The organism is Dokdonella aquatica, assembly GCF_051987395.1.
Classification (GTDB): domain Bacteria; phylum Pseudomonadota; class Gammaproteobacteria; order Xanthomonadales; family Rhodanobacteraceae; genus Dokdonella.
The window spans coordinates 316,443-339,774 of the sequence record NZ_CP197094.1; the positions used below are offsets into that span (position 1 = coordinate 316,443).

Sequence of the window (23,332 nt, forward strand, 5' to 3'; positions counted from 1 at the left end):
TCTGTTCTTGTGCCGGGGCCGTGTCCCCGGTGGGATGTTCGTGTTGCACGTGACCGCCGTGTTGCGTGTTACGGGAGGGAAAGACCGAGGGAAAACGCCGCGCCAGAGGCGCAGGACGTTCGAATCGATCCCAAGCTGTAGTCTTCCCCTCGCCCCCGAGGCACAACATCTTGTGGTGGTCCGCCGGGCGAAACTACGCCGCTCGCGGTGAGATGTAAAGCGCCGCGAAGACGGTTTCGTGAATGCGGTCCGACTCGTTCAGTGCGGTGTTCAGGATGGCCTGCCGCGACGCGTTTCGGCGTTTCGCGCGCGTGGTGGATGAAGAGGTGTGTGGGTGGTGATGGGGTGTGGTGTCGGACGCCGATGCAGGTATGGCGTGAAGGGATGCGGGGGTGGCTCATGGGTGGGCGTGAGGGTGGGTGCGAGGCGGTGCGTGAGTGGGTGAGGGCTACGCTGCGTGAGGTACGCGTAAGACAGCATGACGTGCACGTAAGGGGACGGCGGTGGCGATGGGTCATCGCTCTCGTCTTAGTCATCCCGGCGCAGGCCGGGATCCAGTGCCTCTGCACTTACCCTCGCTGGAGCAGGCGAAGGAGCTGGATCCCCGCCTGACCAGCCATTCGGCTGTTGAGAGCCGCCGGGATGACGATCTCATGCATCTGTAGGTCGTCCAACTGGTCGTCATCCCGGCGGAAGCCGGGATCCCCTTGGGCGCCGCATCGCAAGGCGACGCTGAGATGTGCGATGAGGCTTCGAAGACGTCACGTCAGATCCGTGCTCTCACTTGCCGATCATCGCTTGAGGGGATCCCGGCTTCCGCCGGGATGACGATTTCTCGTGTCTGGATGTCGTCACTTACTGCACCCGCCTGTTCGATCAATGGCAGCGGCTCCACCTGAAGCCCAGCTTTCCGCTCCCTTCCCTACGCATGGAACCCGCCGACCGCGTGGTGGTCAGAGCGCTCCGCCATGGTGCGCGGGTTGGGAGTCGATCCGCGAGGCGCCATGATCCGCTCAAGTCTTCACGTCATTGCAGGAGTTTCGATGGGCATCGTCGGCAGGTCGTTGCTGTGGGGAGCCGTCGCGGTCGCGGCGGGTGTGGCGTTCTCGGCGTGGCGCGACGATGCGCGGCCGCTGCTCGACCATGTGGTCGCGCCGGCCTCGGCGGCGTTGCCGGCGAGCGTGGACGGCCAACCGATGCCGTCGCTCGCGCCGATGATCGATCGCGTGACGCCGGCGGTCGTCAACATCAACACCAAGACCACCGTGCAGGTGCGCGATCCGTTCTTCGACGATCCCGTGTTCCGGCGCTTCTTCGGCACGCCGAACCAGCCGCGCGAGCGCGTGCAGACCTCGCTCGGCTCGGGCGTGATCGTCGACGCGGCGAAGGGCTACGTGCTCACCAACAACCACGTCACCCAGGGCGCCGACGACATCGACGTGACCCTGCACGACGAGCGCACGCTCAAGGCCAAGGTGATCGGCTCGGATCCCGAGACCGACCTCACCGTGCTGCAGATCGAGGCGACCAACCTGCAGGCGCTGCCGCTCGCGGAATCGAAGAACCTGCGCGTCGGCGATTTCGTCGTCGCGGTCGGCAACCCGTTCGGCCTCGGCCAGACGGTCACCTCGGGCATCGTCTCGGCGCTCGAGCGCATCGGCGTCGGCCGTGGCGTGCAGAACTTCATCCAGACCGATGCCTCGATCAACCCGGGCAATTCGGGCGGCGCGCTCGTGAACCTGCGCGGCGAACTGGTCGGCATCAACTCGATGATCTTCTCGCCGTCGGGCGGCAACGTCGGCATCGGCTTCGCGATCCCGAGCGACCTCGCGCGCGACGTGATGCGCCAGCTCGTCGAGACCGGCGAAGTGCGCCGCGGCGCGCTCGGCGTCGACACGCAGGACCTCACGCCCGAGCTCGCGCGGATGCTGTCGATCGAGGCGAGCCGCGGCGTGGTGGTGACGCGCGTGCGCGCCGGCACGCCGGGCGCCGATGCCGGCCTGCGCCCGGGCGACGTCGTGCGCAGCTTCAACGGCCGCACGATCAACTCGCGCCAGGAACTGCACAACCTCGAGGGCCTCACCGCGGTGGGATCGGCCGTGAAACTCGGCCTGCTGCGCGACGGCAAGCCGGTCGAGGTGACCGCGACGCTGCGTGTGACGCAGGTGCAGACCGCGCGCGGCAACGACCTCGATCCGCGCCTCGCCGGCGTGCAGCTCAGCGACCTGCCCGACAACGCGCGCCGCGGCAACATCACCGGCGCACAGGTGAAGGACGTCGCACGCGACAGCCGCGCGTATGCCGCGGGCCTGCGTGCGGGCGACATCATCGTCGGCGTGAACCAGCGCGACGTCGGCGGCACCGACGACATCGCCACGCTGCTGAGCCGCCAGCCGCGCCAGCTGCTGCTGACCGTGGTGCGCGGACAGAACGCGTTCTACCTGCTTGTGCAATGAATGAGGCGCGCGGCGGAATCCGTTGGGCGGGTTTCGCCGTGGGTCATGTCGGATGTCGCTCCATGGCTTCGTCATCCTGGCGGCTTTCGACAGCCGAGCAGGTAGCTAAGCACCATCGATGTGCCGCGCGCTCTCGTGACGGCCGAATCCGCTGAGGAAGCCCTGCCTCCCTGTACTACTTACCGACATCGCCCCCTATGCAACGTCATCCCGGCGGAAGCCGGGATCCCCTTAAGCATCGATGGACATGTCGAGATTTCGAGACATGACACGACATCCATCGACGACTGTACTGGCGTCCGGAGCTGCGCGTGCGATGCGGCGCTTAATGGGATCCCGGCTTCCGCCGGGATGACGGTGTCTTGTTCGAGCGCGCATCGCCTTGGCCCGAGGTGCTTCACGATAACGCCAAGCGCTGGTCATCCAGCGCCTTCGGACCGCACGCATCACGATACGGACAAAAGCTCCAAGACGCTGGATCCCGGCCTACGCCGGGATGACGGTGTCTGGTTTCGGCGTACTTCGCGTCCACGTGACGACGCCTCTGCTTGAAGCGACGGTTGCGCGAGAAATGACGGTAGAGCAGAACGGGCACAGATGGCTCCGCCGTAGCGGCCGATCCCTGAGTCGTTGCTTGAAGACCATCGACGCGTCGCACTCTCCCATCAAGACTCAATCCATTGAGAAGACGCAATCCGTCGAGCGGGTTTCAAACGACACCACTCGGAACACCGCTCCATAGAGACGTCATCCCGGCGCAGGCCGGGATCCAGCGCCTTCGGACCGCGCGCATCACGGTGCGGAGAAAACTCCGAGACTCTGGATGACCAGCGCTTCGCGCTGCTGTGAAGCGCCTCCGGCCTGCGGCGGGATGACGATGCTTGAGGATCCGTGTGTCGGAGCGAGGCCGGAGGACACCCGGGGTCGCCGCGCAAACGCCTGCAAAGACCCCCGGCGCGTTCAGTAACCCCGCGCGCCGCATGGTAAAGTTGCGCCCCCGCTGACCAGCGCACTGCCTGTCGAATCGCCCATGTCGTTGTCCCGTTTCGCGCTGTCCCCGCTGTTCGCGGCGGCTCTCGCCGTGTCGTCGCTATCCCTGCTTTCCCCGGCTGCCGCGCAGGCTCCGGCCGCGCCGAAGCCGGCGGCTGCACCTGCCGCCAAGCCCGCTGCGGCGAAGCCGGCTGCGAAGCCCGCCGCCAAGCCGGCCGGCAAGGCCACGGCGAAGAAGAACTTCGTGCCCGAGACGCGCGTCGCGTGGCGTGGCGACATCATCTCCGCGCGCGGCTTCGTGTTCGATCTGGTCAAGCCGTACGAGACCGAGCACAAGGGCGAGCTCACCGTGGTGCCGTTCAGCACGGTCTCTGGCATCGACGCGGTGATCGCGGGCCAGGCCGACATCGCCGGCAGCGCGCGCCCGATGCACGAGAAGCGCGACGAGGAGCGCGAGCTCGTGTTCCAGCCGGTCGCGCTCGACGCGATCGTGCCGATCACGCATCCGCGCAACCCGGTCAGCTCGATCACGCTCGCCCAGCTGCGCCAGCTCTACCTCGGCCGCATCAAGAACTGGAAGGAACTCGGCGGCGCCGATGCACCGATCAACCTGTACTCGATCGCCGCCCCGCTCGACGGCCTCGAGTTCAGCTTCCGTCACATGCTCTACAAGCGCGGCGACCAGCGCGTCGGCGTGCCGCGCCTCTACCTCAACACGAGCAAGCTCGAGGAAGGCATCGCGATCGATCCGAACGGCCTCGGCCTGTCGAGCCTGTCGAACGTGTATGCGAACAAGGGCGTGAAGATGCTCGCCGTCGAAGGCATCGCGCCGTCGACCGCGCGCGTGGCCGACGGCACCTACCCGCTGTTCAACACGCTCTACGTCGTGCACCGCGAGCAGAGCCCGAACATGGCCGGCATCGAGTCATTCGTGCGCTACCTCAATTCGCCGACCGCACTCGCGACGATGCGCAAGCACCAGCTCGTGCCGTACGTGGAGGCGGGTGACGTCGCCACGCGCGACACCCAGCGCCTCGCCTTCGTCGACGCGCACATCGAGAGCGTGACGCCGGCCGACATCGCGGCGATGGCACGTCCGTCGATCGCTGCACCGCGCGCGACGCTGCAGTCGCGCATCGCCGAGGCACCGGGCGCCGAATCGACCCAGCAGGCGCGCCAGGCCGTGCGCCAGGCCGAAGCCGCCAAGGCCAAGGGCGACGAGCCGACCACGCACAACCCCTGAGGCCGGCGCGGAGCATGGACATCCGCGCGATCTCGCTCGACCTCGACGACACGCTGTGGCCGATCGAACCGGTGCTCGCGCACGTCGAGCGCAGCGTCGACGCGTGGCTGCACGAGCACTGTCCCGAGGTGGCGCGCGCCTGGCCGATCGAGGCCTTGCGTGCGCTGCGTGACGAGGTCGCCGCGGCACATCCCGAGATCGCCCACGACTTCGGTGCACAGCGCCGCCTGACGCTGCGTCGCGCGTTCGCGCCGTTCGGCATGGGCGAGGACTGGGTCGAGACGACCTACGCCGTCTACGTGCGCCTGCGCAACGAGGTCGAGTGCTACGCCGACACGCTGCCCGCACTCGCCGCGATGGCCGGCCACGTGCCGCTGATCGCGATCACCAACGGCACGGCCGACATCGCGCGCATCGGCCTCGACGGGCATTTCCGCTTCAGCGTCTGCGCGGCCGACGTCGGCGTGGCCAAGCCGGGGCGCGCGATCTTCGCGCACGCCTGCGAGCGTCTCGCGATCGATCCCGCACACGTGCTGCATGTCGGCGACGATCCGGTCACCGATGTGGCCGGCGCACGCGCGGCCGGCATGCGCACGGCCTGGATCAACCGCGTCGGCGCGACCTGGCAGGGCGACGACGCGCCCGATCTCGAGGTGCGCGACCTCGCCGAACTCGCCGACTGGATCGGCGCGCACGCGCGCGCCGCCTGACACCCCCTTTCCCGAGGTAGACGTCCCGATGGATGCATGGATCACGGCGGATGCCGCCACGACGCCGACGACGCTCGTCGCGGTGACCACGGCCACGTTCGACGCCGCGGTGTCCGCGCTAGGCGGCCACGTGCGCGAGTGGTGCGCGCGCAACGACTTCGCCGGCGAGAACGGCCGCTTCGTCGCGATCCCCGACGCCGAGGGCGGCGTGCGCTGCATCCTTGCGGGCTGCGCGATCTCGGCGGGCCTGTTCGCGTTCGCCTCGCTGCCGCAGCGCCTGCCGGCCGGCGACTACGTGCTCGACCTGCGCGAACTCGCGCTCGACCGCGCGCAGGTCGCACTCGGATGGGCACTCGGCGCGTACCGCTTCACGCGCTACCGCCGCGCCACGCGCGCGCCGGCGCGGCTCGTCGTCGACGCCGCCGATGCCACGCGCGTGCAGGATCTCGCCGCGGCCGCCTACCAGGTGCGCGACCTCATCAACACGCCGACCCAGGACATGGGCCCCGCCGAACTCGCCGCCGAGGTGCGCAAGCTCGCCGTCGCGCACGATGCCGAGTACCGCGAATGGGTCGGCGACGCGCTGCTCGAGCACCGCTTCCCGACCATCCACGCGGTCGGCCGTGCGGCGACCGCGGCACGTGCGCCGCGCCTGGCGATGCTGTCGCACGGCGCGCCGGGCCTGCCGCACCTCGTCATCGTCGGCAAGGGCGTGTGCTTCGACACGGGCGGCCTCGACATCAAGCCGGCCGACGGCATGCGCTGGATGAAGAAGGACATGGGCGGCGCCGCGCACGCGATCGCGCTCGCCGGACTCGTGCTCGCGGCGAAGCTGCCGGTGCGCCTCACGCTGCTGATTCCGGCCGTCGAGAACGCGATCTCGGGCGATGCGTTCCGTCCCGGCGAGGTCATCGCCACGCGTGGCGGCTACAGCGTCGAGATCGACAACACCGATGCCGAAGGCCGCCTCGTGCTGTGCGACGCGCTCGCGTACGCGGGCGAGCTGTCGCCGGACCTGATCCTCGATTTCGCGACGCTGACCGGCGCCGCGCGCGTCGCGCTCGGCCCCGACCTGCCCGCGCTGTTCGCCAACCGCGACGAGGTCGCCGACGCGCTCATCCACGCCGGCAACGCGACGCAGGACCCGCTGTGGCGCATGCCGCTGTGGCGTCCGTACCTGACCATGCTCGATTCGCACGTGGCAGACCTCGCCAACGCGGGCCCGTCGCGCCACGCCGGTGCCGTCACGGCCGCGCTGTTCCTCGAACGCTTCGTGCCGGACGGCACCGCGTGGGCGCATCTGGACGTCTATTCCTGGAACGACGCCGACAAGCCCGGCCGCCCGCGCGGCGGCGAGGCGCAGGGGCTGCGCGCGTACCTGGAGTTCCTGCGGGCGCGGTTCGGGGGGTGAGGCTTCGACGACGCTCCAGTCAGGTCGCCTGACGGCTCTGCGTCAAACGCTCGGGCACGTGGACACCATGCATCGTCGAGCCGCCATGGCTGGACGGTCAGCGCCGAGCCGAGAGTGCTGTCGATATTGGCGTTCCAATCCGAGGTTTGAGGGATAACCAGCGTTTCGCAACAGCGCGAAGCGCTGGTTACCACCACAAGCTTCGCATGAGGATCTGACCTGACTGGATGAGACGACGAGCGGTTTGTTCCGAGATCGAGGCCTGAGAACCCGACGAGTCGATACTCCGAGCAGACGCCCAAGTGGATTCCGGCTTTCGCCGGAATGACGTTGGTAAATGGCCGGAGGTTGCTTCGACAGTCGTGTCGCGGAGCATCGTGCGTCCGGATCATGGGGCTCACCCGTACACCGGACTTCCAAATCACAACACCGTCATCCCGGCGGAAGCCGGGATCCCCTCAAGCTTCGCATCAAGGAACCTGCGCCGGACCTGGTGCAAGGGGCGAGAAAGAGTTCTGCGCCCCCCCAGCCGCCCCTCAACGTCGACAGGGTCGACGCTCCGCTCCAACGCCCAAGGGGATGACCAGCGCTTCGCGCTGTTGTGAAGCGCCTCCGGCTTGACCAGCCATTCGGCTGTTGAGAGCCGCCGGAATGACGGCGGAAGAAAGGCGTGCGAGGGGCTTGCGCGTACCTTGCCGATGCGTGCAGCCCCCACCCACCGCGCTCAATCGAGCGCGGCGTTCTTGTCGTCCGGGTGCTGCGTGCGGGCGGCGAGCTTGGTGTCGGTGCGCAGCAGCTCGACTTCGTCGGCGAGGATGTTCGCGGCTTCCGTCAGGTAGACGTCCGGGCGTGCCTTGCGCTCCTTCTCGCGCTTGAGGTCGCTGCTGACGCTGCGCTCGTCGGCCATGAGGCCGTCGTCGGTCTCCGGAGAGGACTTCTCGCCGTCGGCGTCGATCGTGACCGTCTTGTCGGCGGGATTCGGAATGTCGCGCGGCGTCTTGCCCTCCTGAGTGATCGTCGCCTTGGCCTTCATCGAGGGATCCGTTTCCGGGAATGCCGTGCCCGCGAGCGTCTCGCGTGCCTTGCGCTTGGCTTCCTGGTCGTCGCGCTCCTTGGCGCGGACCGTCTCGTTGAGCGAGATCGACTTCTCCTCGCGCAGCTTCTTCGCCTCCTCGATGTCGGCGACGAGGTTCTTCCACTCGGTGCTCTTGGCCGTGCGCGTCTCGTGGCGCGTGGCGAGCATCGGGATCATCGGGGACAGGTCAGCGACGCGCTTGTAGTCGGCACGCGGGATCGACGTCCACGGCAGCGCGTTGTCGTAGCTCGACTCGCCGTAGTCGGCGCTGCCGACGCTGGTCGGGAACGCGATGTCGGGGACCACGCCACGCAACTGCGTGGAGCCACCGTCGATGCGGAAGAACTGCTGCACGGTCATCTTGAGGTCGCCGAACGTCGGCGTCTCGTTGCGTGCCATGTCGTCCATGCTGAGCAGGTTCTGCACCGTGCCCTTGCCGAACGTGGGTTCGCCCATGACGACGCCGCGACCGTAGTCCTGGATCGCCGCGGCGAAGATCTCCGACGCCGACGCCGAGGCACGGTTGACGAGCACCGCGAGCGGGCCGTCCCACGACGTGCCGGCGCGGCGGTCGGCCTTTTCCTCGACACGACCGCTCGCATCGCGGATCTGCACGACCGGGCCCTTGTCGATGAAGAGACCCGTGAGATCGGTGGCCTCGTCGAGCGAGCCGCCGCCGTTGTTGCGCAGGTCGACCAGCAGCGCCTCGGCGCCTTCGGACCGCAGCTCGCCGATCAGGCGCTCGACGTCGCGCGTGGCGCTGCGGTAGTTGGCGTCACCGCGGCGGCGTGCCTCGAAATCCTGGTAGAACGTCGGCAGCGTGATGACGCCGACCTTGCGCGTCGCGTCGCCGTTCTTGACCTCGATGATCGATTTCTTCGCGGCCGATTCCTCGACGTTGACCTTGTTGCGGGTCAGCGTGAGGATCTCGTGCTTGCCGTCCGGACCCGCCTCTTCCGGCAGGATCTCGATGCGCACGACGGTGCCTTTCTGGCCGCGGATCTTCTCGACGACGTCGTCGAGGCGCCAGCCGATCACGTCGGTGATCGGGCCCGAATCGCCTTGGCCGACGCCGACGACGCGGTCACCGGCCTTGAGCTTGCCCGAGATCGCGGCGGGGCCGCCCGGGATGATCTCGCGGATCGCCGTGTACTCCTCCTGGCGCTGCAGCACCGCACCGATACCCTCGAGCGAGAGCTTCATCGCGATGTCGAAGTTGGCCGAGGCGCGCGGGCCGAGGTAGTTGGTGTGCGGCTCGATCGCGGTCGCGTACGCGTTCATGAACGTCTGGAACACGTCCTCGCCGTTGAGCTGGCGGATGCGGCCGAGGTAGTTCGAGTAGCGCTTGTCGAGCGTGTCGCGGATGTCCTTGTCGGCCTTGTTGGCGAGCTTGAGGCGCAGCCAGTCGTTCTTGACGCGCTTGCGCCACAGGTCGTCGAGCTCGGCCTTGTCCTTCGGCCACGCGGCCTTGGAGCGGTCGTAGTCGTACTTCTCGTCGACCGAGAAATCGAACGGCTTGGCGAGCAGTTCGCGCGAGTAGGCGAGGCGCTCGCCGACACGCTGCTGGTAGAGGTTGAAGATCGCGAACGGCGCGGAGAGATCGCGCTCGAAGATCGCGTCGTCGAGCTTGGTGCGCGCGCTCGAGAAGGAGTCCACGTCGGCCTGGGTGAAGAACAGGTGTTCGCCGTCGAGGCCGTCGAGGTAGCCGTCGAAGATCTTGACCGACATCGCGTCGTCGAGCGGCACCGGCTTGTAATGGAAGCGCGACAGGAAGCGCGTCGCCCACAGCGCGGCCTCGGTCTGGTCGGCGGTCGGCTTGAGGACGACCGAGGTGGCATCGTCCGACGTGGTCGGCGCGGCGGCGACCGAGCCGGCGAGCAGGCTGACGAGGGCGGTGGTGAGGGCGATGCGACGCATGGAGCTCTCCAGACGGGGCGGCGCGGAACGTTCCGCAGCCAGCCATTGCGACAGACGTCAAGCGGCGCGCTTTGCTGTCACGGCGCGCTCGCCGACCATACTACACGGCCCCGGACGGGCTCCGGCGCGGGAAACCACGACCCGGTCGGCGCTTTCGCCACCGTGGCCACGGATCCTGCGGGAGGGTTGCCCAACGGGAACCGAACCTCCCCGCGGAACATGCGAAAAGGCTGGTCTCGGACCCCGATCTGCGGGCGGAGTTCGCGCTGTGCAAGACGCGCGACGATCAGGCGGCGACGTAGCCTGCGGCGTGGGCCATTTCGTCGGCGTGGTAGGACGAGCGCACCATCGGGCCCGAGGCCACGTGATCGAAACCGAGCGCTTCGCCGAACGCGGCGAGCGAGGTGAATTCCTCGGGCGTCCAGTAGCGCAGCACGGGATGGTGGTGCGCGGTCGGCTGCAGGTACTGGCCGATCGTGACCATGTCGACATCGTGCGCGCGCAGGTCGCGCAGGGTCTGGTGGACCTGCTCGAGCGTCTCGCCGAGGCCGAGCATGATGCCGGACTTGGTCGGGATACCGGGGTGCTGCTGCTTGAAGCGGCGCAGCAGCTCGAGCGACCACGCGTAGTCGGCCCCCGGGCGCACGGTCGGGTACAGGTCCGGCACCGTCTCGATGTTGTGGTTGAACACGTCGGGCGGATAGGCCGCGAGCGCTTCGAGCGCACGGTCCATGCGGCCCTTGCCGCGGAAATCCGGGGTCAGGATTTCGATGCGGATGTCCGGGTTCTCGAAGCGCACCGCGCGGATGCAGGCCGCGAAATGACTCGCGCCACCGTCGCGCAGGTCGTCGCGATCGACCGAGGTGATGACCACATAGCGAAGACGCATGTCGCGGATCGTGCCGGCGAGCTTGGCCGGCTCGAGCGGATCGGGCGCGTTCGGGCGGCCGTGGGCGACGTCGCAGAACGAGCAGCGCCGCGTGCAGACCTCGCCGAGCACCATGAACGTCGCGGTGCCCTTGCTGAAGCACTCGTGGATGTTCGGGCAGGACGCCTCCTCGCAGACCGTGACGAGGCGGTTCTCGCGCAGCTTCGACTTGAGGTTCGCGACCGCGTTGCCGGGCGGGATGCGCACGCGGATCCACGACGGCTTGCGCAGCGCGGGCGCCTCGGTGAAACCGGCGCGGTTGCGCGCGATCTTGTCCTCGCCGAGCTGCTTGTCGCCGGCGACGACGGTGAGCGGAATCGTCTTGGTCGGAGCGTTCATGCGGCGTGTGCGGGATCCGCGGGGGTATCGGAAACGGGCAGCTCGGGCGGCGCGGCGCGCACCTCGAGGCCGAACTGGCGGGCCAGCTCGGCGATCAGGACATCCTCGACCGCCGCGACCGAACCCGGACCTCCCAAGTCTAGCACCTGGGTCACCTGCAGGCCCGCGTAGCCGCAGGGATTGATGCGGTGGAACGGCTCGAGGTCCATGTCGACGTTGAACGCGAGGCCGTGGAACGTACAGCCGCGGCGCACGCGCAGGCCGAGCGCGGCGACCTTGGCGCCGGCCACGTAGACGCCCGGCGCGCCCTCGCGGCGTACCGCGACGATGTTCCAGTGCTCGAGCGTGTCGATGAGGGCCTGCTCGATGCGGTCGACGAGCTCGCGCACGCCGATGCCGAGGCGGCGCAGGTCGAGCAGCGGGTAGCCGACGATCTGCCCGGGCCCGTGGTAGGTCACCTGCCCGCCACGTTCGGTGCGCACGACCGGAATGTCCCCCGGCGCGAGCACGTGCTCGGGCTTGCCGGCCTGGCCGAGCGTGAACACGGGATCGTGATCGAGGATCCACAGCTCGTCGGGCGTGTCGGGACCGCGCGCGTCGGTGAACGCACTCATCGCCTCGCGCGTCCGCGCGTAGGGCTGCCGACCGAGGCGGCGCACGAGCAGGGGATTCTTCATCGTGCCGATGATGGGGGTTTCGGGGCGGTTCGCAAGCGCCCGTGGGCGGCGACGGCCATGCTCAGGGCCACATTGATAGACTCGCGACAAACATCGAGGAGTTGTGGCGCGCGATGGCCAGGCATGCACGGATGATCCTCGCCACGCTCGCAGCGACGCTGATGTCGAGCCCGGCGATGCCGTCGACGGAGCTTCCGCAGGTCTTCAAACGCACCCGTCTGACGCTTTTCGAGGGACTCGTCGCGGATCCGTCGCCGCGCAGGCAGGTCCTCGTGGCGGGTTTCTACGATCACGGCGAGGCTCCGCCGAGCCCGCGACCGGCGGATGTCGTCGCGCGCGCCGTGGCGCAGCTTCCCGACGACGCCTTCGTCCAGTGGTACGCCGCCTACCATGGCGATTACGGGACATGTTTCGCATGCCGGCAGCTCCCGACTGCGGCCGTGACCAACCTTCTTCGCCTCGAGCCCGACAATGCGGTGGGCTGGATATTCTCGGTCGCGCTGGCTTCGGCCAGGAAGGATGCCGAAGGCATCGACCTCGCCCTGTCGAAGCTCGCCGGCGCGACGCACGTGGACGACCATGCCATGCAGGCGTTCACCGAATGGCACACCGCCTTCCTGTCGGGCCTCGAGGAGGAACTGCTCTCGATTCCGATCGAGGAAATGCCGGCCGACGTGACCGCGTTCTCTTCCGCCATGTCGAAGGTGAAGTTCCGCGCCTCCGCAGCAGCCGCCCCTATCGTCGCGGCCTGCCGGCAAACCGACGCACGAGCGACGTCACGACGCGCACCGTGTGCCAAGGCGGGCCTCCTGCTCGCATCGAAAGGCAACAGTCCCGAACTGCGCAAGCTCGGTCTCGACGTGCTCGAGGCGGTCGGAGAACGCAGCTCCGCCACGCGCGCCCTGCAACGCCAGTACGACTGGCTCGATGCGCACGACGGGCGGTGGGACGAGGATGCATCCGACCCCGTTGAATCGACGCGCCACCTGCTCGGAGCCTGGGACGGTGCCCCGAACCGCATCGCAACGATCGAGCGCCGCCTGTCCAGGCTCGGCAAGCCCTTGAAGCCTCCCTCGGGCTGGCGCCGCCCGGTCAAGGAAAGTCTCGAGCGCGAGTCGTCATCACCCATCCCGGACGGCGAACACCCGTGGGAGAAGCATGCCATTGCAGTCGGCGCATCCTTGCGGACATCGAAGGATCCGGTGGACCTGGCCGTGGCCTGGGCGCTCGCCGAGCGAGGAGCATCGAATGATCCGGCCACGATCGCGAACGCAGGCTCGATCGTTGACCTCGCACGCGCGAACGCGGACAACATTGACGTACAGTGGATCGCAGCGCGGCATGCCGGATCGCGCGCCGGCGCGCTCGCCAACCTGCAGCGGCTCGCACCCGCGAACATCGCCGTGTGGCTGGTCGCATTACCGGGCGAGGACGGTGATCCGGAGCTGACAACGCAGCTGCTCGCCGCTGCCGCGAGAGGCACGCACTACACCGACCCGGGCGTGGCGATGCTCGGCATCGTCGCATCGAAGGCCAACACGATCCGTCCTGCCGCGGGATCGGTGGAACGCATGCACGGCATCATGTCCCATGTATCCGCCGACACCTTCGGATCGGTGTTCACGCTGATCTCCGCGGACGCACTGATCGCGCGGCCATGGAATTTCGCGCCGGCCTGCCGGCCCGATGCGCCGCAGATCCGGCAGCGTCGTGCGGACTGCATCGCCGTTGCGCGCAATCTCCTCCACCATGGCAACACGCGCACGTCGGTCTACGCGCAGTCCGTTCTCGACCCGTTGTCCGCCGAGACGCCCGTCGACCTCGCCAAGGCGCGCGAAAGATCGTGGTGGCTGTACGTCGCTGCGGACCTGCGCGGGTCGGGGTCGGACGTCGTCGTCAAGGACACCGCCACGACCGGCAGCGAGATCGAGGCCGCGCGCCTCGCCGCAGAGCGACGTGGCAGGCTCCTGCCACCCAAGGAATGGCGCACACCGTGGGAAGACCATCGGGATGAAGTCCGTACGCCGTGATGCGCGGCCCAGCCTCGTTGCCGGAACGTGAATCACGGACGATGGGGGCAGGCTTGCGCAGGTGCCCTGCGCGCGATGCTCTTCAACCCTTCACAGCGTCCACTTCACCGACGGATCCGCGCGCAGCGATTCGTGCGCGGCGTCGTAGTGCTCGCGATCGGGACACGTGAACGACACGGTCACCGAGACGTAGTTGCCTTCGCGCGAGGGACGCTTGCGCAGGCTGCCTTCGATCACGCTCATGCCGTGCTCGGCGATGATCGCGGGCACGCGTTCGGCGATCGGGCCGTCGGCACGGCCCATCGCGGTGATCTCGAACACGCCCGGAAACTGGAAGCCCTGATCGGGTGTTTGCGGAGTGATGTCGTCGAGGTCGCGCATCACGAACCGCTTCCGGCCGGGACGGTCGTGCTGTCGCCGTCGGTGCCCTTGAACCACAGCATCACGCCGTGCGAGAGGCGCGTGAAGAAACCGCCTTCGGGAGCGTCGTCGAGCACGACGATCGGACGCTCGATGATCGTGCGGCCTTCGAGTTCGACCTTGAGGCTGCCGACCTGCTGGCCTTTTTCCAGCGGTGCGATGAGGCGCGACGGCAGGTTCATGCTGGCCTTGAGATCGGCATAGCGGCCACGCGGCACGGTCGCGACGACGTCCTCGGCGACGCCGAGGCGCACGCTGTCGCCCTCGCCTTTCCACAGTTCCGGCGTGGCCAGCGGCTTGGCCGTCTCGTAGAGCTTGTGGGTCTCGAAGAAGCGGAAGCCGTAGTTGAGCAGTTCCTGGTTCGCATCGGCGCGCGCCTTCTCGCTGGCCGCTCCCATGACGACCGCGATGAGGCGCTGGTCGCCGCGCACGGCCGAGGTCGCGAGGCAGAAACCCGCGGCACGCGTATGGCCGGTCTTGATGCCGTCGACGGTCGAGTCACGCCACAGCAGCGTGTTGCGGTTGTGCTGCTTGATGCCGTTCCACTCGAACTCCTTGACCTTGTAGATCGCGTAGTCCTCGGGGAAGTCGCGGATCAGCGCGCGCGACAGGATCGCGACGTCGCGTGCTGTCGTGTAATGGTCGGGGTTCGGCAGGCCGCTCGCGTCGACGTAATGCGTGCCGGTCATGCCCAGGCGCTGCGCGTGCTGGTTCATGAGGTCGGCGAACAGCGGCTCGGAACCCGCGGTGTGCTCGGCCAGCGCGATCGCGGCGTCGTTGCCGGACTGGATGATCATGCCGTACAGCAGGTCCTTGAGCGGCACCTGGCTGTTGAGGGCGAGGAAGCTCGTCGAGCCGTCCGTGCCCGCGCCACCGGAACGCCAAGCGTTCTCGGTGATCGTGACCATGTCCTCGCGCTTGATCTTGCCGTGCTCGAGCTCGGCCGAGACCACGTAGGAGGTCATGATCTTGGTGATCGACGCCGGATCGACGCGCTGGTCCAGATTGCCCTCGACGAGGATCTGCCCGGTCGCGTAGTCCATGAGCACCCACGAGGTCGCGGCGAGGCTCGGCGGCGGCGGTGTCGGCGCGGGCGCGGCGGCGGGCGTCACCGGACGCGGCGCGGGTTGCGGGGTCTGGGCCTGCACGAACCCGGTCGTGGTGGCGAGCAGGGCGGCGAGCGCGACGGTGGTGGGCGACAGCTTCATCGTGGAACAGTTTCCTTGCGGGTTGTGGCGCTGGGGGGCGCTTCAGCGGGCCGATTGTGGCCCGATCATTCCTCGACTGCCACGCGCGGCGCGCCGAGGCCCAGGGTTTCGATGCGTGCGGTGAGCGCGTCGGCGGCTTCCGCGTTGGCGAGCGGGCCGAGGCGCACGCGGTGCAGCGTGCGGCCGTCGAGGCTCGTGGTCTGGATCGCGACGTCGCCGAGGCCGGCACGGCGCACCTGCGCAGCGGCACGTTCGGCATTGGCGCGTTCGCCGAACGCGCCGAGCTGCAGGTAGATGCGCGCGTGGCCGGGCCGCACGGGCGCGGCGACGATCGGTGGCGGCGCGGCCGGGTGCTCGGGATCGATCGCGCGCACCTCGACGAGACCGGTGCCCTTCGGCCAGATGCCGATGCGCACGGCCGCCGCGTACGACAGGTCGATGATGCGGTTCTCGTGGAACGGGCCGCGGTCGTTGACGCGCACGACCACGCTCTTGCCGTTGTCGAGGTTGGTCACGCGCACCCAGCTCGGCAGCGGCAGCGACTTGTGCGCGGCGCTGAACTGGTACATGTCGTAGGGCTCGAGGCTCGAGGTCATGTAGCCGTGGAACTTGTTGCCGTACCACGACGATATGCCGGTCTCGACGTAGCCGGCGGCCTCGGGCATCACCGTGTAGGTGCGGCCGAGCACCGAGTACGGCGACTTGTTGCCGTAGCGCGCACGCGGCTCGGCCTTCGGCGTCGGCTCGACGAGCGTGGAGACGTCGACCGCCGGGCCGGTCGGTTCGTGGTCCTTCGCGTGCCGGTAGCGCTGCGACTGCGGCAGGCTGGTCTCGTGCGGCGGCTTGGCCGCCGGCTGCGGGGCCGGCGCGCGCGGGGCCGGCGGCGCGGGCTTCGGCTTGCGCGAGGCGCAGGCCGACACCGCGAGCGCGACGACGACGATTGCGGCGAGGCGCAGGCGCGTCACGGGGCGGGCTTGGCCGCTTCGGCGGCGATCTGCTGCGACAGCTGGTAGACCGCCATCGAATACAGCGGGCTGCGGTTGTAGCGCGAGATCACGTAGAAGTTGCGCAGCGTGATCCACTGCTCCGGACCGGCGATGCCTTCGAGCGTGAGCAGGGTCGCGTCGGCCGTGTCGTCGAGCGTGTCGACCGGCACGTAGCCGCGCGCACGCAGCGCGCCGACCGTGTGCACGGGCTCCATGCCGCTGAGCGCGGGCGGCTCGGCGCCCTCGGTCGGGAACGTGCGCGTCGCCACGGGCGCGCCTTCGATCCAGCCGTGCTGCGCGAAGTAGTTGGCCACGCTGCCGACGATGTCGGGCAGCGAATTCCAGAGGTCGATGCGGCCGTCGCCGTCGTAGTCGACCGCGTAGTGGGCGACGCTGGTCGGGATGAACTGGCCCCAGCCCATGGCGCCGGCGTACGAGCCGGTGAGCTCGTCGATCGGATAGGCCAGGTGCTTGTCGCGCAGCAGGAACAGCTGGCGCAGCTCGCCGCGGAAGAACTTCGCGCGCGGCGGGTAGTGGAAGCCGAGCGTGACGAGTGCGTCGAGCACGCGGTACTTGCCGGTGTTGCGGCCGTAGCTGGTCTCCACGCCGATGATCGCGACGATGATCTCGGGCGCGACGCGGTAATCGGCGGCGGCCTTCTCGATGATCTCGCGGTTGGCACGGTAGAACGCGGCGCCGTCGGCGATGCGCTTGTCGGTCAGGAAGATCGGACGGTAGTCCTTCCACGGCTTGGCCTCGGCCGGGCGCGAGATCGCGTCGAGGATGCCCTGCTGCACCTTGGCGCTGCGCAGCGTGGCGAGCACCTCGGCCTCGTCGAGGCCACCCTCGGCGGCGACGGCGCGCGCGAAATCCTCGACGTTGTCGGGCGTGTCGCGCGGCGGCAGCGCGGTCACCGGCACCTTCGGCGCCGGTTTCGCGGCCGGAGCCTCGGCCGGCACTGGCGTGGCGGGCGCTTCCGGCACGGCAGGTGTCACCGGCGTGGTGGCCGCAGCCGATGCCGCGGCGGGCGGTTCGACCGCAGCCCCTGCACAGCCGCCGACGAGGCCGGCGCAGGCGAGGACGATGCCGAAGAGCGACGCGGTTGCTGGCTTCACGTTGATGCTTTCCACGCGTAAAAACCCTCGTAATGTACCTGTGCCCCCGTCACCCCGCCACCCGCCGGCGATGCGCGTGGATCGACATGAGCACGCCGAAACTCGCGAGTATCGACACCGCCGAGGTGCCGCCGTAGCTCATCAGCGGCAACGGCACGCCGACCACGGGCAGGATGCCCGCGATCATGCCGCCGTTGACCAGCACGTAGACGAAGAACGACATCGCGAGCGCGCCGGCGAGCAGGCGCGAGTAGGTGTCGCGAGCATTCGCCGCGATCCACAGGCTGCGCCCGATGATGAACGCGTACAGCGCGAGCAGCAGCAACACGCCGACGAGACCCCACTCCTCCGCGTACACGGACAGGATGAAGTCGGTGGTGTGCTCGGGCAGGAACTCCAGGCGCGACTGCGTGCCGGCGTGCCAACCCTTGCCCCAGAGGCCGCCCGAGCCGACCGCGATCTTCGACTGGATGATGTGCCAGCCGAGGCCGAGCGGATCCGAATCGGGATCGAGCAGCATGCGCACGCGGTTGCGCTGGTACTCGTGCAGGAAGTGCCAGGCGATCGGCGCCGCACCGGCGACGCTGCCGACGATGAAGCCGATGCGCCACCACGACAGGCCGGCGAGGAACACGGTGAACAGGCCCGCCGCCATGATCAGCAGCGCAGTGCCGAGGTCGGGCTGTTCGGCGACGAGGCCGGCCGGCACCGCGATCATGACCGCGACGACGCCGAGCGTCATCCAGCTCGGCGGCAGCGGGCGCTGGTGCAGGTACCACGCGACCATCATCGGCATCGTGAGCTTGACCAGCTCCGAGGGCTGGAAGCGCACGAAGCGCAGGTCGAGCCAGCGGTGTGCGCCGCGACCCTCGCCGAGCAGCGCGACGAGCACGAGCAGGCCGACGCTGCCCGCGAACAGCCACGGCGTCCAGTTGCGCAGCGTGCCGGGGGGGATGCGCGAGACCATCACGAGCAGCGTCGCGCCGAGCAGCAGGCGGAAGGTCTGATTCCAGGCCTGGGTCGCGTTGAGGTCGCTCGCGCTGTACTGGGTGACGAGCCCGACCAGAGCGAGCAGCACGAGGCCACCGAGCAGCGGCAGGTCGAAGCGTGGCCGGCGCAGCGCGAGCATCGCGCGGTGCTGCAGGCGCAGGATCCAGACCGGCGTCACGGCGTCGCCTCGGCCGCGGGTGCGGGAATCGGCGACACGGGCGGCGGCGTCTCGCCGAGCAGCCAGGCATCGAGCATGCGGCGCGCGATCGGCGCGGCGTCGCGGCCGCCGGCACGACCGGCCTCGAGCGCGACGATGATCGCGATGCGCGCGTCATCGGCGGGCGTGTAGCACTCGAACAGCACCTGGTGGCGTTCGGCGGCGACCTGCGAGATGTGCTGCCAGGCCTCGGTGGTGCGCGAGTAGCGCTCGGCGGTGCCGGTCTTGCCCGCAATCGGATACGGGAAGCCCTCGCCGAGCGTGCGCGCGGTGCCGGTCGGGCCATTGACGACCGCGACCATGCCGTCGTGCACGGCGCTCCACGTCGACGGATTGCGGAACAGCGAGGCGCGCGGCGGATCGGGCGGCCGCTTCTGCAGCGGATCGGAAACGCCGGCCTGTGTCGCGTACAGCAGATGCGGACGCTGCGGGATGCCGCGCGCAGCGAGCGTGGCGACGCCGTTGGCGAGCTGCAACGGCGTGACCACCCAGTAGCCCTGGCCGATGCCGGCGATGACGGTCTCGCCCGGGTACCAGGCCTGGTTGAAGCGGCCGCGCTTCCAGTCGCGCGACGGCAGCACGCCGCTGCTCTCGCCGATCAGGTCGATTCCGGTGGGTTTGCCGAAGCCGAAGCGGCCGAGCGACTCGGTAAGCCGATCGATGCCCATTTCCAGCGCGAGCGCGTAGTAGTACGTGTTGACCGACTGCGCGATCGACTCGACGAGATCGACCCGGCCGTGGCCGCCGGCGCGGATGTCGCGGTAGCCGCGCTTCTGGCCCGGGATGAAGAACTCGCCGCTCGAGTAGACGACGTCGCCGGGCCTGCGCAGGCCGAGCTCGAGTCCGGCCGCGGCCATGAACGGCTTGATCGTCGAGCCCGGCATGTAGGTTCCGCGCAGCGCGCGGTCGAGCAGCGGCTTGCCCGGCGAATCGAGCAGCGCCTTGTAGTCGGCGCGGCTGATCCCGTTGACGAACAGGTTGGGATCGAAGCTCGGCACGCTGACCATCGCGAGCACTTCGCCGTTGCGCGGATCGATCGCGACCGAGGCACCGGGGCGTCCCGCGAACGCTTCCATCGCGGCATCCTGCACGCGCGTGTCGATGGTGAGGTAGATGTTCTTGCCCGGCACCGGCGCGACGCGCTCGAGCACGCGCAGCGGACGGCGATCGGCATTGACCTCGACGAGTTCGTAGCCGGGCTCGCCGTGCAGCACGTCCTCGTAGGCGCGTTCGATGCCGGTCTTGCCGGCGTGGCTGGTGCCGGCGTAGCGCGCGGCATCCAGGCGCGAGAGGTCGTTCGCGTCGATGCGGCCGACGTAGCCGACGAGATGGCCGAACTCGACGCCGCGCGGGTAGTAACGCGTGAGGTAGGGCACCACGTCGACACCGCGGAAGCGCCAGCGGTTGATCTCGAAGCGCGCGATCTCCTCCTCGCTGAGCTTCACGCGCAGCGGCACGCTCTGGTACGAGCGCTTGCCCTTGCGCAGCGCGGCGAAGCGCTCGATGTCGTCCTCGGCGAGGCCGATCGTGTCGCGCAGGTCGGCCAGCAGTGCGTCCATGTCGGCGACCTGCTCGGGTACGACCTCGAGGCGGAACGCGGCGACGTTCTCGGCGAGCAGCACGCCGTTGCGGTCGTAGATGAGGCCGCGCGAGGGTGCCAGCGGACGTGTGAGGATGCGGTTGGCGTCCGAGCGGGCCTGGAACTCGTCGTGCTGCACGACCTGCAACCACCAGAAGCGCGTGCCGAGTACACCGAGCGCGACGAGGATGATCAGGAATCCCGCGACGGCGCGGTACAGGAACAGCGACGCTTCCTGCCGCGAGTCCTTGAGCGGGCGCAGCCTCATGTGTCCTTCGCGCGCAGGCGTGCGCGGAGATCGTCGAGCAGCAGGAACACGAACGGCCACGCGAGCATGCCGACGAACGGCCCGGCCCAGAACACCGGCGGCGGGATCGGATCACCCGAGAAGCCGCGGATCATGAGCACGACGACGCGATCGTTGAGCAGCAGCGCGAACACCGCAAGCGCCTGCTGCCACATCGGGAAGAAGCGCAGGCGCGAACGGAAGCGCAGCACGATGAAGGCGAGCACGACGAGGCGCAGCGCCTGCTCGCCGAGCAACTGGCCGGTCAGCAGGTCGCCGAACAGGCCGAGCAGGAACGCGAAGCCGAGGCCGATGCGGTCGGGCACCTCGATCGCCCAGTAGACGAGCACGAGGGCGAGCCAGAACGGCTTGAACGGCAGCAGCGGCTGCGGCAGCGGCGTGAGCTGCAGCAGGATCGCGAGCGCGAGGCTGCCGAAGAACAGCCAGGCCTGGACGCGATGGCGGTTCATGGCGTGCGCTCCGGTGCGGACGGTGTCGGGGCGGGCACCACCGGGGCCGCAGCGGGCGCGGTCCCGGACGGCGTTGTCGCCGCATCGCCCTCGGGAGCCGACGGCTCCGGCGCGGGCGGTCCCATCGGTTGCGGCAGGTCCTGCAGCAACAGGACCTCGCCGCTGCGGTCGAGCGCCGCCGCAGGACGCGCTGTCGCCGCCGCGAACAGGCCGCTCTCGTCGTTCTCGACCGAGACCACCTCGCCGACCGGGAACCCGGCCGGGAATCGCCCGCCGAGTCCCGACGTGAGCAGCTTGTCGCCGGCCTTCACGTCGGCACTGCGCGGGATGTTGGGCAGCAGCAGGCGATCGATCGCACCGGTGCCGTAGGCGATCGTGCGCAGGCCAGTGCGCTCGACGGTGACCGGTATCGCGTGGGTCGGGTCGGTGAGCAGCATCGCCACCGAGGTGCCCGGCAGGACCTCGACGATCTGGCCCATGACGCCGTGCGCATCGAGCACGGGCTGGCCGACGCCCACGCCCTGGCCGCCGCCGATCGCGAGCACGACGCGATGACGGAACGGGTCGAGGTCGATGTCGACGAGGTGGGCGAGGCGCACGCCGAGGCCGAGGTCGCCCTGCACATCGAGCAGCTCCTTGAGGCGCTCGTTCTGCGCGGTCAGCGTGGCCATGCGGTTGAGGCGCACCTGGGCCAGCAGCAGGGCCTCGCGCAGCGCGCGGTTCTCGTCCGCGAGCTGGGTCTGGGTGACGATGGCGAGGCGGCCGGCACGCGCGGCATCGGCCGGCAGTGCGGCGACGCGGTAGACCGGCTCGATGACACGACTCGCCATCGCGCGCAGGCGCTCGAGGTACTCGCCGCGGTGGTCCACGACCATGAGCACCATCGCGATCGTCAGGTAGACGATCAGGCGCAGCGTGCTGACGCCGCCTTCGGCGAACAGCTGGACCTTGTCGGGTTGGGCGAGCGCCATGACGCCGGGCTACGGGGATGCAGGAAAAGCGGACGCGCGAACCGCACGGGTGCCGGAGGCACGCGTGCGGTCACGCGGGGCGAAAGGCACGCGGGCCTTACTCGGGTGCGAAGAAGTCGCCGCCGTGCTGGTCGATGTGGTCGAGCGCGCGACCACCGCCGCGGGCGACGCACGTCAGCGGATCATCGGCGACGTGCACGTGCAGGCCGGTTTCCTCGGAGATCAGGCGATCGAGGTCGCACAGCAGCGCACCACCGCCGGTCAGCACGATGCCGCGCTCGGCGACGTCCGAGCACAGCTCGGGCGGGGTCTGCTCCAGTGCGCTGCGCACTGCGCTGACGATGCCGGCGAGCGGCTCGTGCAGCGCCTCGAGGATCTCGTTGGAGTTGACCGTGAACATGCGCGGCACGCCCTCGGCGAGGTTGCGGCCCGAGACCTCGATCTCGCGCACTTCCGACTGCGGGAACGCGCAGCCGACCTCGATCTTGATGCGCTCGGCCGTGGCCTCGCCGATCAGCGTGCCGTGGTTGCGGCGCACGTAGTTGATGATGGCTTCGTCGAAGCGGTCGCCGCCGATGCGCACCGACTGCGAGTAGACGATGCCGTTGAGCGAGATCACCGCGACCTCGGAGGTGCCGCCGCCGATGTCGAGCACCATCGAACCGCGTGCCTCGCCGACCGGGATGCCGGCGCCGATCGCGGCGGCCATCGGTTCCTCGACGATGAACACGTCGCGCGCGCCGGCGCTCTCGGCCGATTCCTTGATCGCGCGGCGCTCGACCTGGGTCGAACCGCAGGGCACGCAGACCAGCACGCGCGGGCTCGGACGGAACATGCGCGAGCGGTGCACCTTGCGGATGAACTGCTTGAGCATCTCCTCGGTCATCGAGAAGTCCGCGATCACGCCGTCCTTGAGCGGGCGCACCGTGACGATGTTGCCCGGCGTGCGGCCGAGCATCTTCTTCGCGTCGGTGCCGACCGCGGCGACGCTGCGCGGGCCACCCGCGCCGCGTTCCTGCCGGATCGCGACGACCGAAGGCTCGTTGAGCACGATGCCTTGGCCACGCACGTAGATGAGGGTGTTCGCCGTGCCGAGGTCGATCGACAGGTCGTTGGAGAAGAGACCGCGCAAGCCTTTGAACATGGGGATGCCGAGCTGGAAGGAGGGTCGAGGCCGTTCCGGGGCGCGCCGGCGCCGTTGAAGGCGCGTCGCGAACCGCTACCGGCCTGGCGGAAAAGGCAGGCCGCGACGCCTGCTCCCGTGGAAGTGCGTTGCGGGATCCCGATCCCGCACCTGCGCACTTTTCCGACCAC

General features: G+C 69.1%; 17 protein-coding genes. 5 read left to right on the forward strand and 12 right to left on the reverse strand.

Annotated elements, in window-relative coordinates; genetic code table 11:
- The first annotated feature begins 1,043 nt into the window (after window positions 1-1,043).
- The 4 genes from ACQQ2N_RS01325 (at window position 1,044) to ACQQ2N_RS01340 (ending at window position 6,810) form a co-directional block, all read left to right on the forward strand.
- A complete protein-coding gene (locus tag ACQQ2N_RS01325) occupies window positions 1,044-2,456 on the forward strand; it encodes a Do family serine endopeptidase (RefSeq protein WP_440223869.1) in 1,413 nt (470 codons plus the stop codon).
- A 1,030-nt stretch (window positions 2,457-3,486) separates the two neighbouring features.
- Complete coding sequence (locus tag ACQQ2N_RS01330; protein ID WP_440223870.1) at window positions 3,487-4,689, forward strand: substrate-binding domain-containing protein; 1,203 nt, start codon at window positions 3,487-3,489, stop codon at window positions 4,687-4,689.
- Window positions 4,690-4,703: 14 nt separating this feature from the next.
- Window positions 4,704-5,399, forward strand: coding sequence for an HAD family hydrolase (locus ACQQ2N_RS01335; protein WP_440223871.1), 696 nt, complete (start codon window positions 4,704-4,706; stop codon window positions 5,397-5,399).
- A gap of 28 nt (window positions 5,400-5,427) precedes the next feature.
- Complete coding sequence (locus ACQQ2N_RS01340; protein ID WP_440223872.1) at window positions 5,428-6,810, forward strand: leucyl aminopeptidase family protein; 1,383 nt, start codon at window positions 5,428-5,430, stop codon at window positions 6,808-6,810.
- 724 nt (window positions 6,811-7,534) lie between these two features.
- Here the strand turns inward: ACQQ2N_RS01340 and ACQQ2N_RS01345 are convergent.
- The 3 genes from ACQQ2N_RS01345 to lipB all read right to left on the reverse strand — a co-directional run bounded on the left by ACQQ2N_RS01345 (window position 7,535) and on the right by lipB (window position 11,746).
- Window positions 7,535-9,802 (reverse strand): carboxy terminal-processing peptidase, encoded by a 2,268-nt coding sequence (locus tag ACQQ2N_RS01345; RefSeq protein ID WP_440223873.1) that lies wholly within the window; start codon window positions 9,800-9,802, stop codon window positions 7,535-7,537.
- A gap of 286 nt (window positions 9,803-10,088) precedes the next feature.
- Entirely contained in the window at window positions 10,089-11,069 is a 981-nt protein-coding gene (gene lipA, locus ACQQ2N_RS01350; protein ID WP_440223874.1) for a lipoyl synthase, read from the reverse strand.
- Complete coding sequence (lipB, locus tag ACQQ2N_RS01355; protein ID WP_440223875.1) at window positions 11,066-11,746, reverse strand: lipoyl(octanoyl) transferase LipB; 681 nt, start codon at window positions 11,744-11,746, stop codon at window positions 11,066-11,068. The genes lipA and lipB overlap by 4 nt, the downstream gene beginning before the upstream one ends.
- Window positions 11,747-11,877: 131 nt before the next feature.
- Here lipB and ACQQ2N_RS01360 point away from each other — a divergent pair, with 131 nt between their 5' ends.
- Window positions 11,878-13,776, forward strand: coding sequence for a hypothetical protein (locus tag ACQQ2N_RS01360; RefSeq protein ID WP_440223876.1), 1,899 nt, complete (start codon window positions 11,878-11,880; stop codon window positions 13,774-13,776).
- A gap of 90 nt (window positions 13,777-13,866) precedes the next feature.
- Here the strand turns inward: ACQQ2N_RS01360 and ACQQ2N_RS01365 are convergent, their stop codons facing one another.
- The 9 genes from ACQQ2N_RS01365 to ACQQ2N_RS01405 all read right to left on the reverse strand — a co-directional run bounded on the left by ACQQ2N_RS01365 (window position 13,867) and on the right by ACQQ2N_RS01405 (window position 23,162).
- Window positions 13,867-14,157 carry a YbeD family protein gene (locus ACQQ2N_RS01365; protein ID WP_440225695.1) on the reverse strand — a complete coding sequence of 97 codons (291 nt, stop codon included), beginning with the start codon at window positions 14,155-14,157 and terminating at the stop codon, window positions 13,867-13,869.
- Window positions 14,157-15,404, reverse strand: a complete 1,248-nt coding sequence (locus ACQQ2N_RS01370) for a D-alanyl-D-alanine carboxypeptidase family protein (protein ID WP_440223877.1) — start codon at window positions 15,402-15,404, stop codon at window positions 14,157-14,159. The genes ACQQ2N_RS01365 and ACQQ2N_RS01370 overlap by 1 nt, the downstream gene beginning before the upstream one ends.
- A gap of 65 nt (window positions 15,405-15,469) precedes the next feature.
- Window positions 15,470-16,369, reverse strand: a complete 900-nt coding sequence (locus ACQQ2N_RS01375; RefSeq protein ID WP_440223878.1) for a septal ring lytic transglycosylase RlpA family protein — start codon at window positions 16,367-16,369, stop codon at window positions 15,470-15,472.
- Window positions 16,366-17,505 carry a lytic murein transglycosylase B gene (mltB, locus tag ACQQ2N_RS01380; RefSeq protein ID WP_440223879.1) on the reverse strand — a complete coding sequence of 380 codons (1,140 nt, stop codon included), beginning with the start codon at window positions 17,503-17,505 and terminating at the stop codon, window positions 16,366-16,368. Before mltB ends, ACQQ2N_RS01375 begins: the two co-directional genes overlap by 4 nt.
- Window positions 17,506-17,554: 49 nt before the next feature.
- A complete protein-coding gene (rodA, locus tag ACQQ2N_RS01385; protein WP_440225696.1) occupies window positions 17,555-18,634 on the reverse strand; it encodes a rod shape-determining protein RodA in 1,080 nt (359 codons plus the stop codon).
- Between the two features lie 35 nt (window positions 18,635-18,669).
- Entirely contained in the window at window positions 18,670-20,559 is a 1,890-nt protein-coding gene (gene mrdA, locus ACQQ2N_RS01390) for a penicillin-binding protein 2 (protein WP_440223880.1), read from the reverse strand.
- A complete protein-coding gene (gene mreD / locus ACQQ2N_RS01395; protein WP_440223881.1) occupies window positions 20,556-21,047 on the reverse strand; it encodes a rod shape-determining protein MreD in 492 nt (163 codons plus the stop codon). Before mreD ends, mrdA begins: the two co-directional genes overlap by 4 nt.
- On the reverse strand, window positions 21,044-22,018 hold the full coding sequence (gene mreC / locus ACQQ2N_RS01400; RefSeq protein ID WP_440223882.1) for a rod shape-determining protein MreC: 975 nt from the start codon (window positions 22,016-22,018) through the stop codon (window positions 21,044-21,046). Before mreC ends, mreD begins: the two co-directional genes overlap by 4 nt.
- A gap of 97 nt (window positions 22,019-22,115) precedes the next feature.
- Window positions 22,116-23,162 carry a rod shape-determining protein gene (locus ACQQ2N_RS01405; protein WP_440223883.1) on the reverse strand — a complete coding sequence of 349 codons (1,047 nt, stop codon included), beginning with the start codon at window positions 23,160-23,162 and terminating at the stop codon, window positions 22,116-22,118.
- Between the last annotated feature and the right edge of the window lie 170 nt (window positions 23,163-23,332).

Coding starts and splice junctions, on each gene's coding strand:
- ACQQ2N_RS01325 (WP_440223869.1), top strand. CDS start 1,044: ATGGGCATCGTCGGCAGGTCGTTGCTGTGGGGAGCCGTCGCGGTCGCG.
- ACQQ2N_RS01330 (WP_440223870.1), top strand. CDS start 3,487: ATGTCGTTGTCCCGTTTCGCGCTGTCCCCGCTGTTCGCGGCGGCTCTC.
- ACQQ2N_RS01335 (WP_440223871.1), top strand. CDS start 4,704: ATGGACATCCGCGCGATCTCGCTCGACCTCGACGACACGCTGTGGCCG.
- ACQQ2N_RS01340 (WP_440223872.1), top strand. CDS start 5,428: ATGGATGCATGGATCACGGCGGATGCCGCCACGACGCCGACGACGCTC.
- ACQQ2N_RS01345 (WP_440223873.1), bottom strand. CDS start 9,802: ATGCGTCGCATCGCCCTCACCACCGCCCTCGTCAGCCTGCTCGCCGGC.
- lipA (WP_440223874.1), bottom strand. CDS start 11,069: ATGAACGCTCCGACCAAGACGATTCCGCTCACCGTCGTCGCCGGCGAC.
- lipB (WP_440223875.1), bottom strand. CDS start 11,746: ATGAAGAATCCCCTGCTCGTGCGCCGCCTCGGTCGGCAGCCCTACGCG.
- ACQQ2N_RS01360 (WP_440223876.1), top strand. CDS start 11,878: ATGATCCTCGCCACGCTCGCAGCGACGCTGATGTCGAGCCCGGCGATG.
- ACQQ2N_RS01365 (WP_440225695.1), bottom strand. CDS start 14,157: ATGCGCGACCTCGACGACATCACTCCGCAAACACCCGATCAGGGCTTC.
- ACQQ2N_RS01370 (WP_440223877.1), bottom strand. CDS start 15,404: ATGAAGCTGTCGCCCACCACCGTCGCGCTCGCCGCCCTGCTCGCCACC.
- rodA (WP_440225696.1), bottom strand. CDS start 18,634: ATGCTCGCGCTGCGCCGGCCACGCTTCGACCTGCCGCTGCTCGGTGGC.
- mrdA (WP_440223880.1), bottom strand. CDS start 20,559: ATGAGGCTGCGCCCGCTCAAGGACTCGCGGCAGGAAGCGTCGCTGTTC.
- mreD (WP_440223881.1), bottom strand. CDS start 21,047: ATGAACCGCCATCGCGTCCAGGCCTGGCTGTTCTTCGGCAGCCTCGCG.
- mreC (WP_440223882.1), bottom strand. CDS start 22,018: ATGGCGCTCGCCCAACCCGACAAGGTCCAGCTGTTCGCCGAAGGCGGC.
- ACQQ2N_RS01405 (WP_440223883.1), bottom strand. CDS start 23,162: ATGTTCAAAGGCTTGCGCGGTCTCTTCTCCAACGACCTGTCGATCGAC.